15 protein-coding genes are annotated in these 14476 nt (G+C 43.7%); 10 read left to right on the top strand and 5 right to left on the bottom strand.

What is annotated here, in order from left to right; all coding sequences use genetic code 11:
- Positions 1 to 64: 64 nt before the first annotated feature.
- Positions 65 to 1561, top strand: coding sequence for a malate dehydrogenase (quinone) (gene mqo / locus MAR181_RS15355; protein ID WP_281001991.1), 1497 nt, complete (start codon positions 65 to 67; stop codon positions 1559 to 1561).
- Between the two features lie 76 nt (positions 1562 to 1637).
- A complete protein-coding gene (locus MAR181_RS15350; RefSeq protein ID WP_013797516.1) occupies positions 1638 to 1901 on the top strand; it encodes a YfcL family protein in 264 nt (87 codons plus the stop codon).
- 97 nt (positions 1902 to 1998) lie between these two features.
- Here the strand turns inward: MAR181_RS15350 and MAR181_RS15345 are convergent, their stop codons facing one another.
- The 3 genes from MAR181_RS15345 to MAR181_RS15335 all read right to left on the bottom strand — a co-directional run bounded on the left by MAR181_RS15345 (position 1999) and on the right by MAR181_RS15335 (position 4509).
- Entirely contained in the window at positions 1999 to 2727 is a 729-nt protein-coding gene (locus MAR181_RS15345) for an NAD(P)H-flavin reductase (RefSeq protein WP_013797515.1), read from the bottom strand.
- A gap of 109 nt (positions 2728 to 2836) precedes the next feature.
- Entirely contained in the window at positions 2837 to 4102 is a 1266-nt protein-coding gene (gene rho, locus MAR181_RS15340; protein WP_013797514.1) for a transcription termination factor Rho, read from the bottom strand.
- 209 nt (positions 4103 to 4311) lie between these two features.
- Positions 4312 to 4509: a hypothetical protein gene (locus MAR181_RS15335; protein ID WP_041651397.1), complete on the bottom strand. Its 198-nt coding sequence runs from the start codon at positions 4507 to 4509 to the stop codon at positions 4312 to 4314.
- A gap of 113 nt (positions 4510 to 4622) precedes the next feature.
- Between MAR181_RS15335 and MAR181_RS15330 the strand changes: the two genes are divergently transcribed.
- Entirely contained in the window at positions 4623 to 6140 is a 1518-nt protein-coding gene (locus MAR181_RS15330) for a Ppx/GppA phosphatase family protein (protein WP_013797513.1), read from the top strand.
- 40 nt (positions 6141 to 6180) lie between these two features.
- On the opposite strand, the gene MAR181_RS15325 is transcribed toward MAR181_RS15330, so the two are convergent.
- Positions 6181 to 6489, bottom strand: a complete 309-nt coding sequence (locus MAR181_RS15325) for a hypothetical protein (protein WP_013797512.1) — start codon at positions 6487 to 6489, stop codon at positions 6181 to 6183.
- Between the two features lie 373 nt (positions 6490 to 6862).
- Here MAR181_RS15325 and MAR181_RS15320 point away from each other — a divergent pair, with 373 nt between their 5' ends.
- From MAR181_RS15320 to MAR181_RS15290, 7 genes are all read left to right on the top strand, one after another.
- Positions 6863 to 8893, top strand: a complete 2031-nt coding sequence (locus tag MAR181_RS15320; RefSeq protein ID WP_013797511.1) for a hypothetical protein — start codon at positions 6863 to 6865, stop codon at positions 8891 to 8893.
- 159 nt (positions 8894 to 9052) lie between these two features.
- A complete protein-coding gene (locus tag MAR181_RS15315) occupies positions 9053 to 9289 on the top strand; it encodes a Trp family transcriptional regulator (protein ID WP_013797510.1) in 237 nt (78 codons plus the stop codon).
- Positions 9279 to 10682: an anthranilate synthase component I gene (locus MAR181_RS15310; RefSeq protein WP_013797509.1), complete on the top strand. Its 1404-nt coding sequence runs from the start codon at positions 9279 to 9281 to the stop codon at positions 10680 to 10682. Before MAR181_RS15315 ends, MAR181_RS15310 begins: the two co-directional genes overlap by 11 nt.
- Positions 10679 to 11341 (top strand): anthranilate synthase component II, encoded by a 663-nt coding sequence (locus MAR181_RS15305; protein ID WP_013797508.1) that lies wholly within the window; start codon positions 10679 to 10681, stop codon positions 11339 to 11341. Before MAR181_RS15310 ends, MAR181_RS15305 begins: the two co-directional genes overlap by 4 nt.
- Positions 11342 to 11476: 135 nt before the next feature.
- Positions 11477 to 12118 carry a GDSL-type esterase/lipase family protein gene (locus MAR181_RS15300; protein ID WP_245546173.1) on the top strand — a complete coding sequence of 214 codons (642 nt, stop codon included), beginning with the start codon at positions 11477 to 11479 and terminating at the stop codon, positions 12116 to 12118.
- Between the two features lie 21 nt (positions 12119 to 12139).
- Positions 12140 to 12988 (top strand): diaminopimelate epimerase, encoded by an 849-nt coding sequence (gene dapF, locus MAR181_RS15295; protein ID WP_013797506.1) that lies wholly within the window; start codon positions 12140 to 12142, stop codon positions 12986 to 12988.
- Positions 12989 to 13012: 24 nt separating this feature from the next.
- On the top strand, positions 13013 to 13837 hold the full coding sequence (locus MAR181_RS15290; RefSeq protein ID WP_013797505.1) for an AraC family transcriptional regulator: 825 nt from the start codon (positions 13013 to 13015) through the stop codon (positions 13835 to 13837).
- Positions 13838 to 13857: 20 nt separating this feature from the next.
- On the opposite strand, the gene MAR181_RS15285 is transcribed toward MAR181_RS15290, so the two are convergent.
- Entirely contained in the window at positions 13858 to 14448 is a 591-nt protein-coding gene (locus MAR181_RS15285; protein WP_013797504.1) for a LysE family translocator, read from the bottom strand.
- Positions 14449 to 14476: the final 28 nt, after the last annotated feature.

Here is a 14476-nt window from a genome sequence, read left to right as displayed (position 1 = left end):
TAATAATAACTAGCTGCTGGCCAAAAGCCCCCTTTCTAAATCAGTCTCAACTTTACAATTGGGTATGACACGGCGAAATTTTATGACTTCAAATTTAGTAGACGTTTTACTCGTCGGCGGCGGTGCTATGAGCACCACTCTCGGCGTATTGCTAAAACAACTTGATCCTAATCTGTCCATCTTGATGGTGGAGCGTTTAGACAGTGTCGCAAAAGAAAGTACGGATGGTTGGAACAATGCAGGGACTGGGCATGCAGCGTATTGCGAATTAAATTACACCTCAGAAAATTCAGATGGCTCAGTCAACATAGATAAAGCGGTCAACATCAATGCCGCTTTTGAAGTGAGCCTGCAGTTCTGGTCTTACCTTGTTGAGCAAGGATTAATGCCAGCGCCTAAGGAATTTATTAATCGCGTACCTCATCAGAGTTTTGTTTGGGGTGAGCGTAATGTAAAAATGCTAAAAGCACGTCATCAAGCTATGAGTGCACACCCTGCGTTTAAAGAAATGCAGTACACGGAAGACCGCGACACTTTGGCTCAATGGATGCCATTGATAATGCAAAATCGCGGTTCGGATGAGCCGCTTGCCGCGACTCGTATTGAACATGGTACGGACGTGAATTTTGGTGCCATTGCTCGTCACATGAGTCAGTTGCTGGAAGGCTCTGATCAGTTTGAACTCAGTTTAAAAAGTGAAGTAACAGACCTAGAGCAAGGAGCAGATGGTCGCTGGAAGGTCACTTTGGATGTGAATGGTACGGAAAGAGTCGTAGACTCTAAATTCGTCTTTTTAGGTGCGGGTGGCGGCGCATTGCCATTACTGCAAAAATCCGACATCAAAGAAAGCGATGGTTATGGTGGTTTTCCGGTTAGTGGTCAATGGCTTGTTTGTGACAAACCAGAATTGGTCGAGCAGCATTATGCGAAAGTGTATGGTGCGGCCCCTATCGGTGCTCCTCCTATGTCGGTTCCACATTTGGATACACGTATCATTGATGGTAAGAAGGCCATTCTGTTTGGACCTTTTGCTGGGTTTACGACCAAATTTTTAAAAACTGGCTCATTCATGGACTTGCCGAAGAGTATTCGCTTTAACAACATTAAACCTATGTTGAGTGTTGGCAAGAACAACATGGATCTGACTCGTTATTTGATCAGTGAAGTGATGCAGTCGCATAAAGACCGTTGTGATTCTTTGCGTCAATTTTACCCAGATGCAAAAGATGAAGATTGGGAGTTGGCGTATGCGGGCCAGCGAGTTCAGATTATTAAGAAAGACGAAAGTGGTGCTGGCAAATTGGAGTTTGGTACCGAAGCAATTGTGGCAGAGGATGGCTCTTTAGCCGCTTTGCTTGGCGCTTCACCAGGTGCTTCCACTACGGTAAACACCATGATAGGGATTCTTGAGCGTTGCTTTGCTGATCGTCTAAATGGCGCTGAATGGCAAGCAAAAATGAAGCAGATGGTGCCTTCGTACGGTGAGTCATTGGTTGATAATACGGATTTATTATTGACGATTCGTGAACGTACCTTGTCAACGTTGCAATTAGAACCATAAGAAGGTTTTAATTGCATTAAAAAGCTGGGAATGTGGCCCAGCTTTTTTGTATCAGTCGAAAAAGTAGAGAAAGATTATGTCAGTAACATTTGCCGATCGGGCAGATCAGTTGTGCGATAAATTGCGTGAACTTGAGCACCAAGCAGAGGAAGGGGATCAACTTTTTTACTGTGCTTATTTATTAGGTTTACTGGGCTTGCACAGCAGTGTAGAAGGAGAGGGGGCAGATGAATTCGACTTTGCCTTTGAAGGCACTTTGAAGGAAACGCTCGAATCAGAGGGTGTGTCAGAGGCTGACCAGCAGCAGATTTTGGTTCTTTGGCAGTCTGTGATAGCGTAAGCCGTCGTTTTTTCTATGCCATAAAAAAAGAGAAGCCATGGGCTTCTCTTTTTTGTTTTTGTCTTTCTAATGTATTGTCGTCTCAGTAGCGACGATATTAAAGTTGTGGCTTTTCAGGTCTTGGCGCATAAGCGAAGACATCTGAAAAGCAATTATTCTCTTTCAGGCCTTTTATTTCAAGCTGGTCTAATGTGCCATAGACCATACCGACTGAGCCGCTGATGAAAGCCAGGCTGTTTGTTAGATCTGGATGATCTGCCAAAATGGCTTCATACAGCCAGCCAGTGCGGCCGGTCCATTCATCAGAGTCATCATTGACCACAAGATTCACAGAGACGTTTTCATGTTGCTTCGCGCTTTCTAACCAGGCGTCTGCAAAGGTGTCTTGTTGCGTTCTAACGCCCCAATAAAACGATATTTTTCCTTGAAAGCGACGCGCGACTAGGTCACTGAATAGACTTTTTACTTGGGCAAATCCGGTACCGCCTGCAATGAGTAAAATGTGCTCGGAGGACAGGTTTAATGTCTCTTTTTCTAAGTGACAGTCTCCACCTGGCGCTTTTAAACGGACTTCTGAGGATTGGCTAAGATGTTCTATTACCTTGTGAGCAAGAGAATCTGGATCGGAAACAAGAATGTACAACGTCAATAGTGGTAATTCACCAGGAGCACTGCCGATGGAATAAGGAACTTGCTCACCCGTTGGCAGTTGGATCATGACATATTGACCCGCGATAAAGGAAAAAGACTCCATTTCCAGTGTGACTTGATAAACATCTTTATTAACCAGTTCAACAGCCTTTACCTTGGCGGTCACTTCATTCATGTTGTTACTCCGTCGCGCATTTGTCAGCCAAAAGACAAATGTCAGTTATGCTTTCTAGAATGGAAAAAAAACCACTTTTAAAAAGTGGTTTTTCAGGTTGTGTATAGACTTACTTATTCTTGCCTTTCATTGACTCGAAGAATTGGTCATTGGTCTTGGTGACTCGAAGTCGATCAATGAGGAACTCGGTGGCGGCAATGTCTTCCATTGGATTAAGTAGTTTACGAAGAATCCACATGCGTTGCAGTTCATCTTCTGATGTCAGTAGGTCTTCACGACGAGTTCCTGAGCGGCGAATGTTGATGGCTGGGAAAGTACGTTTCTCAGCAATCTTACGGTCAAGGTGAAGTTCAGAGTTACCTGTACCTTTAAATTCTTCGAAGATGACTTCGTCCATTTTCGATCCAGTGTCAACCAGCGCCGTAGCTATGATGGTTAAGCTACCACCTTCTTCAACGTTACGGGCCGCACCGAAGAAACGTTTTGGACGTTCAAGGGCGTTGGCATCCACACCACCAGTTAAGACTTTACCGGAAGAAGGGATGACAGTGTTGTAAGCACGAGCTAAACGCGTAATGGAGTCTAGCAAAATGACCACGTCTTTTTTGTGCTCAACCAAGCGTTTGGCTTTTTCGATAACCATTTCAGCCACTTGAACGTGACGTGCTGGTGGCTCATCGAAGGTGGAAGCAACAACTTCGCCGCGAACAGTACGAGACATCTCGGTCACTTCCTCTGGACGTTCATCGATCAATAGAACGATCAAGTGACATTCAGGGTTATTGCGAGTAATGGAATTCGCAATGTTTTGCAGCATGAAGGTTTTACCGGCTTTAGGTGGCGATACCACTAAGGCGCGTTGACCTTTACCCATTGGTGCCACGAGATCAATGATACGTGAGGTAACGTCTTCGGTTGAACCATTGCCTGCTTCCATGACCAAACGGTCATCAGCAAAAAGAGGGGTTAAGTTCTCAAATAAGATTTTGTTGCGAACACTGTCTGGCTTGTCGAAATTAATTTCGTTTACTTTTAGAAGGGCGAAATAGCGCTCGCCGTCCTTAGGTGGACGAATTTTCCCCGCAATGGTGTCACCTGTACGAAGATTAAATCGACGTATCTGGCTTGGCGAAACGTAAATATCGTCTGGGCCAGCTAGGTAAGAACAATCTGGCGATCGAAGGAAACCAAAGCCATCTTGTAAAATTTCAAGGATACCATCGCCATAGATGTCTTCCCCACTTTTCGCATGACGCTTAAGGATGGAAAAAATAACATCTTGTTTACGTGAACGAGCCATGTTGTCTAGGCCCATTTCTGATGCGATTTCTAAAAGTTCGTGTACTGATTTCTGTTTTAATTCGGTAAGGTTCATAAACGGGTTTGTACTAGCTCATTTGAGGAAAATTGACAGGATTAAAAAGGCTCTTCATTAAGCCAGACTAATCTGTGTCTGGAAGTATCTAACAATGTATCAGCTACTCGGCACCAAAAAAACGAGCAATGTGTTCAAGGTATGCTCTATCTATAAGGGCCCGGATAGGGCTAAGCCAATACAGCGCGAAACAATTTGATTGGAATCTTTTAAAGGCCATTTTCATTTGGCTCTTCATCAAGACCATCCATACTATAGATCGACTTAAAGGTAAGGTCTATAGAGAAAACTAGGAAAAAAGCAATTTCTGGTAATTTTTTGATCAAAATGGTTTTTTGGGGCCATAACAGAGGGAAAATAATCGTTTGATCCCTTGATTTTCTTAGAAAACGTTCAATGAGTCCCAAAAAAGCTCTTAATCTCATGGTTTTTTATGATTTCAGCCATCAATGCTTCTGCACTTAACTGATATACTCTGCGTTCAACACCTTTTTGATTTCAGCAAGATAAGGTTTTCTGGATGCAGTCACTCTTTTTGCAACAATCTCATGATTTTCCTTTCGAAAAAATAGCCGCCATTGATTTGGGGTCCAACAGTTTTCATATGGTGATTGCCCAAGTCACCCATGGGCAGCTTCGTATCACTGGCGAGTTTGGTGAAAAAGTACAGTTGGCAGCGGGTCTAGTGAATGATTATCTAGATGAAGCATCACAACAACGTGGTTTGGAATGTTTGGCGCAATTTGCCCAAGTTATTGAAGACATGCCACCTGGTTCTGTTCGGGTGGTGGGTACTAACGCTTTGCGTGTGGCGAAAAATCGCTATGACTTTATTGGCAGCGCTATGGACATTATGAGTCACCCAGTGGAAATTATCGCTGGGCGAGAAGAGGCTCGATTGATTTATGTGGGCGTCTCTAACACAACGGATCATGGTGAATCGAAACGTCTAGTAGTCGATATTGGCGGTGGTAGCACCGAGTTTATTATTGGTAAACAACTAGAGCCCATTTTAACGGAAAGCTTGCACATGGGGTGTGTGAGCTTTGCGCAGCGCTTTTTTAAGGAAGGCGTGATTTCTAAATCAAACTTCCAGAAAGCGGTGACAGCGGCTCGTCTTGAACTGCTCAGTATTCAAGATGACTACCTAGATGAAGCATGGGATGTTTCCATAGGTTCATCCGGTACCATTAAGGCGGCCTTTAATGTTGTAAAGGAAAATAATTGGGGAAAAAAGGGCATTACGCCGAAAAACCTCAAGCAAATTCAGAAGTCCTTATTTCAAGCCGGGCACGCTGATAACATTGATTTAGTTGGATTGAAACCTGAGCGGAAAAATACCTTCGCAGCAGGCATCGCTATTCTTACGGCCGTGTTTGAATGCTTTGATATTAAGCAAATGGACTTTTCCAATGGGGCGCTCAGAGAAGGTGTGTTGTACGACATTATGGGTCGTTACGCGGAAACGGATATTCGTGAGCGCACAGTAAACTACATGCTGAATCAATATCATATTGATACTGAGCAAGCGAAATTGGTGACGCAAACCGCGCTCTCTGCGTTAGCCCAAGTGAAAGATGATTGGGGCTTGAGCAGTATTTCGAGTGAAGACTTATTGCGCTGGGCTGGCTTGTTACATGAAGTTGGTGTGGGGATTTCTCACAGTCGCTACCACAAACATGGTGCCTACATTATTAGTGAATCTGATATGCCGGGCTTTTCGCAACAAGAGCAACAAGCGCTAGCGAATTTAATATTGCGCCATCGTCGGAAATTTACTCAATCCTTAGGGTATCGTTTCACCAAAGGGGATCAGCAAGATCTGGATCGACTTTCTATTTTACTAAGGTTATCCATTTTGCTTCATCATGATCGCAAAGAAGGTGATATGCCTATCTTTACCTTGAAGGCGTCTGAGAAACGTTTGCACGCAGAATTTCTGGCGGACTGGTTAGACAGTCGGCCTTTGACTTTGGCCAATTTACAGCGTGAAGCAGAAATGTTGGCTCCAAATGGATACACATTAACATTTGAATAATCGTGAAGGCATGAGCCAGCATGCTTCGTTGCGATGTTGGCTAGTTGAGTTTTTCAATCGTGCGGTATAACGCCGCCACTTCTTCCCTTTGTAGTCCTGTCACTCGTGACATTCGACCAATGCTGGAGGTGACTTGTACAGATTCCTTGCCTTCTTCTTCTTTTAATTGTTTGTCTTCTTTGCTTTGGTCTAATTTGGATTGGGATGAGGATAAAAGTTGTTTTGCTTGTTCAGATAAGTCTACGGCAGGTTCTCGTTCCTGTTGTGATGATGTTTGCGAGCGCACTTCTACCGCAGGCTGAATCGTCGGTATGGTTAGGCGATTTAATGGTATGGATGATATCGACACAGTAGCACCTCGACAGGCATCTAAGACACAACTTTTTTGATAAGCTTAGTACAAAGATTAACTTTATGTTCGAATTAGTGTAATTTTTTGTTTGTGGAATGTAATTTTTGTTGTCTAGTTTAAAAAAAACAGCGTCGTTTGAAAGAAACAAGCCTAATTGAAGAGCTTATACAAAAGATTGATGATAACGGACAAAAAAATTGCGTTCTGTCTCATCATATTCGTGCCTTTGTTATATAAGGATGATATTGTTCGAGTATAGATATTGAAAGAAACGTGCATTTAACAGAGCAAAAAGTCTGTTTTCTTAATGCCTTAGTAGCGATAAGCAGATCGCCTGTTGTAAGTAAATTGCTTCAAAAAAGGATGCCACATGAGTCAAGACAACCTACCAATAGAACACCTCTATTATACGGAGCCAAACCTAGAGAAAATTTTAGAAAACTTGGACGTTGTTCGTAGTCAGATTCACCCTCAGGTGATGACGGAAGGCGCGCAAAATGTTGATCAGGTTTTTCCGTCAGTTTGTTTGATTGGTCTAGGACGTTGTGGCTCCAATATTGCTTTGGATGTGGCGTCTTTAGTATACGATGCACGCGCAAATTACATGCGTGAAGTGGAAAATCAAGAATTGCTAGAAACTGAGCGAGAGTTTCGTCCAATGCGTTGGATTCGGAAACATTTGCCTATTGAAGGTAAAGATGGTTTCAAGCCGGTCTTTCTAATCGAGCCGATTGTCTTACTGGGTGACCTAGACAAAGACATAGAAGGACGTATTCGTTTTTCAAATCAAGAAGGCCGTGAGCAATTCTTGGAAGAATACAAAAAACTACAAATCATGGACTTATCTGAAGTGCATGCGGGTGGTGCGGGTAATGCTCCTATCCTTGGCCAGTATCTTGCGAAGATCATTCTGAATAAGGATACCTCGACCTTCCGTAACGAAGACTGGAAACACCTGCATTCCTATTTAGTGGATTCCTGTGGTATCAAGGCCAACCAATCTCGATTGTATTTTTACATCTTTAGTGCGGGTGGTGGTACAGGTTCAGGTATGGCATCTGAGTTTGGTTTGGCTCAGCAATTTTCATATTTAAGCAAAACCTTTGATTATCGTTCTGATCATTCGCAATTAGTGGATAAGCGCCATAGTTTTGTATTTGAGCCTATTTTTACGTCTGGTATTTGTATCCTACCGAATATTTCAGGTAAGAACGTTGAAATTTCAGAAGCCCTGCACATTAACGCGGGTCGTTTGTTAACCAAGTACATTTCGGAAGAGTGGAACTTCTCATATAACGAAGAACGAGAAGAAGACGAAGTGCCTGCAGATGTCATGGAACGTATTCGTCCTTGGAATTCCATGATGCTGATTTCAAACGATATTATGCGTTATGCGGAAGAAGAAGATGGTGGCGATGCCGATAGTATTGATGTGAATACTATGGAGAAATACGCGAACCAATACATTTCTCAGCAAATCTTCAACATCCTGACTGCTCAAGCGGTGACAACGGATTACGATGAAGAATATTTCCGTCGTGCTGGAATTGATATCTCAGAAACCATACGTCTGGATGCCAATGACTTGTTTATGAGTTTGGCAGGCCCTGTCGCCGTTGCGTATGCGGAGAGTGTTGTTGGACCTGGTGTGCATCAGGATATGGTCGACATTGATGATCTTTTCTGTCGCTCTATTGAATTACCGCACTTTAACGAAGACACATCCGCGATTGAAGGTGTGAGCGTATTACCCGTTGAATCGGATCGTTACCGTCAAGCCATTAAAGATTTCCGTAAGAGCGGCTATGACATCTCTAAATTGAGTGATTTGCACTTCTTCAAGAACTGTTCGTCTATAGTGTCGATCATTTCTTTGCCGCGTGACTTTAAGCTGTCTTTCACTGCGCTGAATCGCTTGAAAATGCACTTGAACCGCTTGTGTCCAAACACCACGCTTAAGCGCTATGCTTTGGTAATTGGTGCGTCGGCAAACTTATCTTTAACGACTTTGATTGCCAAGAGCCCATGTTTGAGTGATGACTTCTTAACGCTGATGGTCGCTTACATGAAGCGCTGTTTCGCAAAAGATGATTACCGTTACACAGATGAAGTGGATCGCGCGATTATTGACATGATTCAAATGGAAGACTTTGACGATAGTCTAGTGGATAAATACTTCAGCAGTCATGAAAATCCAGCCAAAATTTTGGATACCAACTGGTATGCGATCAAGCCAATGTACGAGAAGAAATACCGTGAACTGATCGATGATTCTCAACAGTTCGTGTCTATTAATGATATTCGATTGGACATTGATAATGTTCGAAATGCAATCAAATATCTGCGTGAAATTTATCGTCACCGTATTAGTAAGACTAATGTACTGACGCTTAACGGTTAAGCGCCTTAAGAATACGAAAAACGCCTACTGGGTTTCCAGTAGGCGTTTTTTTATGGCTCAGATAAGGCTTAGTAAGGATAAGTTTTACTTGCGCCTGTAAGGCAATATCTATATTGTACTAGTACGCGAATACATAAGAATAGATGAAGCGATTTGTGTATGAAGGAATTAATTGAGTTTTTACGTCAGGCAGAGAGCGATCAAGTGCTTGAAAAGCGCTTAAAGGCTTTGCTGACGCCGAATGAGATCAATGAAATGTTGCATCGTTTACAAATTTTGTCTCTATTGGAGCAGGGTGTGCCTCAAAGAGAAATCGCCAAACAATTAGGTGTGGGAATTGCGACCGTGACCCGTGGCTCCCGAGCATTGAAGGAATTGAAAGAAGATGAGTTCTGAGTACAGCAAACAACCGCCTCGCATTGAGTTACCGCGTAAGCCGAAATACGTGACCATCAGTTCGGATTGCGATTTTTTTGGTTTATTTAAAAAAATAGAAAAACGCTTTGAAAACTGCTTCATGTTGGAATCTCTAGGGGAAGAGAGCTTTATTTCCCGTCATTCCATCATAGGCTTTGATCCTGAAAAATTGTTGTGGGCCGAAGGCAAACAATTGTTCATTCAGGAGCGCGATGGTGCTACTCAGGCTTATGAATCGGACAACCCTTATTATTTATTACGTAGCATAGTACCGCAAAATATCTTATCCCGTGGTTTTGCTGGTGGTTTGACAGGCTATATCGGCTACGACAGCATGAATTATTTTGAGCCTAGCTTAGATCTGCAAGCCAGTGACATGTTCGATGCGTTTCGCTTTGGTTTGTACACAGATGGTCTGATTTTGGACAAGATGACGGGTGAGGTTTTCTATTTTTATTATGAAGACAATCGTTTGGATTTGGTCAACCAAATGATGGCGGAAACCACGCCTGAAAACGAACCTTTGGTGGTGCGACCATTGAGCGAATCCATGACTAAGTCTGATCATGCTGAAGCCGTTGCTAAGGTTAAGCAGGACATCATTGAAGGTAAGATTTTCCAGTGCGAAGTAGGCTTTAAAAAATGGTTCGAGCTGGAAGGGGACACCGTCAATCTGTATGAAGAATTACGCGAGGTAAACCCTTCGCCTCAGATGTATTACATCAAATTTGCTGAGCAGAAGGTCATAGGGGCCAGCCCTGAATTATTGTTCCGAGTGCGTCAGGGGGAAATGGAAACCTTCCCGTTAGCGGGTACAGCAAAGCGAGGCGTGGATGCCAAAGAAGACACGGCGCTGGCGCGCGCTTTGTTAAACGATCCGAAAGAAATTGCCGAACACAATATGATTGTGGATCTGCATCGCAATGACATTGGTCGAGTGGCGCGCTTTGGTACGGTGAAAGTGCGCTCCTTAATGGACATCAAACGCTTTAGTCATGTGCAGCACATTTCCAGTGAGATTGTCGGTATCATGGCAGAAGAACATGACATGTTTTCTGCCTTAGCCAGTAATTTCCCCGCCGGTACCTTAACGGGTGCACCTAAGATTGAAGCAATGAAAATCATCGATGATTTGGAAGGTGACGGTCGTGGCCCTTACGGTGGTGCCGTTGGTCAGTTTTCATTTAATGGCGATTGTATGTTTGCGATTCCGATTCGTACTGTGTTTGCCAATGGCAACAAAGCCTATGTGCAAACCTGTGGCGGTAATGTGTACGATTCGAACGCTGAAGACGAATACGAAGAGATTCAGCGTAAATTTGCTGGTACTAAGCGGGTGTTGGACAGTTTCAGTAAAGGAGCGAAAGGGTGAAAATTTACATCATAGACAATTACGATTCCTTCACTTACAACCTTTATCAATTTATCGGTGAAGTGTTGCAAACAGAGCAAAGTCAGGGGCGTATCGAGCAGTTTGAAGTGATCGTAAAGCGCAACGATGATGTGACGCTGGAAGACATTCGACTGGCTGCTCCAGATCGTATCATTATTTCACCGGGGCCAGGTTCACCAGACGATAAAGCCTATTTTGGTGTGTGTGCTGATGTCATTTTAGAGTTCGGAAAAACCACCCCCTTGATGGGCGTATGTTTGGGGATGCAGGGGATTTGTCATGTATTTGGTGGCAAGGTGGTCAAAGCGCCATTGCCTATGCATGGTAAAACCAGCCCAATTCAGCACATTGGCGAAGGTATTTTTCACGACATTCCAGATCAATTGGAAGTCATGCGTTATCACTCGCTGATTGCGCAGGCGGAAAGTTTTCCTGAGGTGTTGGAAGTCACCGCCGCCGTGGGCAGCTTGAGTGTTGAGGCTTTTGCCAATCTCAATGGTATTCGTCAAGGCGGCGAATTTGAGATCATGGGTGTGCGTCACAAAGAGTATCCCATTCAAGGCATACAATTCCATCCAGAATCCTTTGCCACTGAAGGCGGTAAGGATTTAATTAAGAATTTTCTGTTTCAGCTGTAACACCTGAGAAGAAAATACACTCTTATAAAGGTAAGGTCGGCTGATCTTACCTTTTTTTATGGCAAGATAAGGGAATATGCATTGATACAGGTAACAGGCATGAATGACCTTCACCCAGACAGCAGGAAGACTATATTGGCGATAGACTCCCAGCCACAACAAGCAATATGGTGGTTGCCAAGACACCAAGCTAAATTGCGGGAAAAGGCCACTATGGATAAGGTTGATCTGCTATTTCTTGGGGATTCAATTATTCAAGCTTGGGAGCAGGAAGGGAAAGCCACATGGGAAACCTATTATCAGCCTAGAAATGCGCTTAATTTGGGGTTTAATGGCGATCGAACAGAGCACTTACTTTGGCGATTAGAGCAGGGTGAAATTGAGGGAATTTCTCCCAAGTTGGTGGTGTTATTGATCGGCACAAACAATACAGGTCATCGAATGGATAAACCGCAGGAAACCGCTCAAGGTATTAAAGCGATTTTGACCATGCTTGAGAAAAAATTACCTCACACTAAAGTACTGTTATTGGCCATTTTTCCTCGCAGTGCACGACCGACGCAAAAGCTGAGAATATTGAATCAGCAAGTAAATGACCTCATTAAAGATTATGCGGATGATCAGCGTATCTTTTTTGTCGATCTGAATCATCATTTCTTGGATCAAAATGGTCATTTAACCAGTAATGTGATGGATGACTTTCTGCATCCTAATGCGCACCAATACAAGGTTTGGGCACAGGCGATGGAACCCTATATCGAAAGATTAATGTCCTAATTCAGATTCTAGAGGTAGTCAGTGAAGTTTCGAAAATATCATGCGTTGGGGAATGTGTATTTGGTGGTGTCACCTGATGAGTTTCCAGATGAGCCAGCGGTGTTGAAGATCAAAAACATCTGTCATAGCCATTACGGGGTGGCATCAGATGGTGTATTAATTGGACCATTTGAATCGGGCGTGGCGAATTTTGGGTTGCGTATTTTTAACCCAGATGGCAGTGAAGCCGAAAAAAGTGGCAATGGTCTGCGTATTTTCTGCCGTGCATTATGGGACTTGGGACTGGTGAAGAGCCAAGAGTTTACCGTTGAAACCCTAGGTGGTGTGGTCAAGGCTCAGGTGCTTGATAAGGGAAAACGAGTGAATGTGGAAATGGGGCAGGTGTCTTTCAATAGCCAGGATATTCCGATTTGGGGTGACCCTCGTGAGGTCTTATTGGAAGAGTTGAATGTGATGGGCATGCAGCATTTTTACAGTGGTGTTACCTTAGGAAATCCGCATTGTGTGATTTTGACGGACGAAGCGACAGAAACCAAAGCAAAAGAATTTGGCCCTTTGATTGAGCATCATCCGAATTTCCCCAACCGCACCAATGTGCAGTTTGTGCAGGTGATTGATCGACATCGCATTGCGATCCAAATCTGGGAACGTGGTGCGGGTTATACATTAGCATCGGGGAGCAGCAGTTGTGCGGCGGCAGCTGTGGCTTATAAGTTGGGATTGTGTGATGCTCGCGTCGAAGTCATGATGCCTGGTGGTCAAATCGACATAGAAATCAGTGACGATTTTCGAATCAGTATGAACGGTCCTGTCACATCTGTTTGTCATGGCGAGATTGACGAGGAATGTTTGGCTCAGGTCTTTCATTAGGTCGATTTACATGAGGAATACGTCATGAAACCTTCTACCCATCCTATCTTCTGGCGAGATGATCGTTTACCTTTTGTTGAGCTTAGGCAAGTGCTCGATGGACGTCTGGTGAGTTATGCACCACATACCCATGAGACTTGGTCTATCGGCGCAATTTTGGCTGGCCAAAGTGAGTTCCTGTGTATGAATCGACTGCATGTTGTGCAAAAAGGGCATTTGGTGATGATGAATCCAGAGGAAGTGCATGCCTGTAATCCGCTGCAAGATTCTGCTTGGGCTTATTACATGATGCATCTAGATAAAGACTGGCTCGCGACTATGTTATTTGATCATCAATTGAGAGATCAGACTGAGTGGCAAAATACTCTCTTAGATACGTTATTAGACGAGCATTTATATGAAAGCTTTGTCTTTCTTTGTGACCAATTGATGGCCAATGATCTTAGTCATCGAGACAAAGCACAATCATTGCGTATTTGGTTACGGTCATTATTTAGTCGACTGAATCAAAGCATGGACCATAAGTCGAGCAGTTTGCCATATAATCCTCTTTATCAAGTGGCCAACTATTTGAATGAACATTGTTTAGATGACACTCCCATAGCCGAAATTAGTCGGCAGTTTGGCTATAGTACGAGTTATTTGGTGCGCACATTTAAACGCCACTTTTATCTAACGCCTCATGCTTATCGTTTGAATCGTCGCATTCAATTGGGGCAAAAAGCACTGAAAACAGGGCAAAGTATTGCCGACATTGCTCACAGTGTTGGTTTTAATGATCAAGCCCATTTTCAACGGGTATTTAAACAGCGTGTTGCCGCCACGCCTGACCAGTATCGCCGCACTTAAATACACTTAAATCAAAACGCTTAAACCAAGATATAGACACTACTACCAGCTAACAAGGCGGCAAGACTACGGTTGAGCCAGCGCATTTTCGCTGGGCTTTGGAAGTACTGACCCAGCAATATGCCAATCGCTACCCAAACCCCTAATGAAAGCCAGCATATGGGCAGGTACAGTCCGGCGAATATTAGGATGTCGTTGGTGTTTGCGTTGGGAATATATACGGCAATGCCGGAAACCGAAGCAAGCCACGCTTTAGGGTTTAGCCATTGAATGATAGCACCTGTCATGAAGCGAGGTGCAGATTGACTTTGATGTATGCTCAGATCCCCTTTATCACGCCATAACTGAAAGCTCAGGTAAAATAAAAAGCCTGCTCCCAGCCATTTTAAGACTGTTGTGAGTTGCGGTAACACGTTGAGAATTTGATGCACACCGAGACCAATCAGTAAAAACAGCAGAATAAAGCCAAGTGTGGCCCCCGTGACAAAGTTAAGTCCAGCATGTAAACCATAGCGAGCGCTGCAGCTAAGAGACAGTAGGTTTACCGGTCCGGGTGAAAGGGAGGCGGCTAAGGCAAATAACGACATGGAGATGATGAGAGATAAGGTCATAATGACTTCCTTGAAAGGCTAGTAAAAA

The sequence above is a fragment of the Marinomonas posidonica IVIA-Po-181 genome (assembly GCF_000214215.1).
GTDB lineage: Bacteria > Pseudomonadota > Gammaproteobacteria > Pseudomonadales > Marinomonadaceae > Marinomonas > Marinomonas posidonica.
The sequence above is the reverse complement of the archived record's forward strand: the minus strand, read 5'-3'. Positions and strand labels throughout refer to the sequence as shown.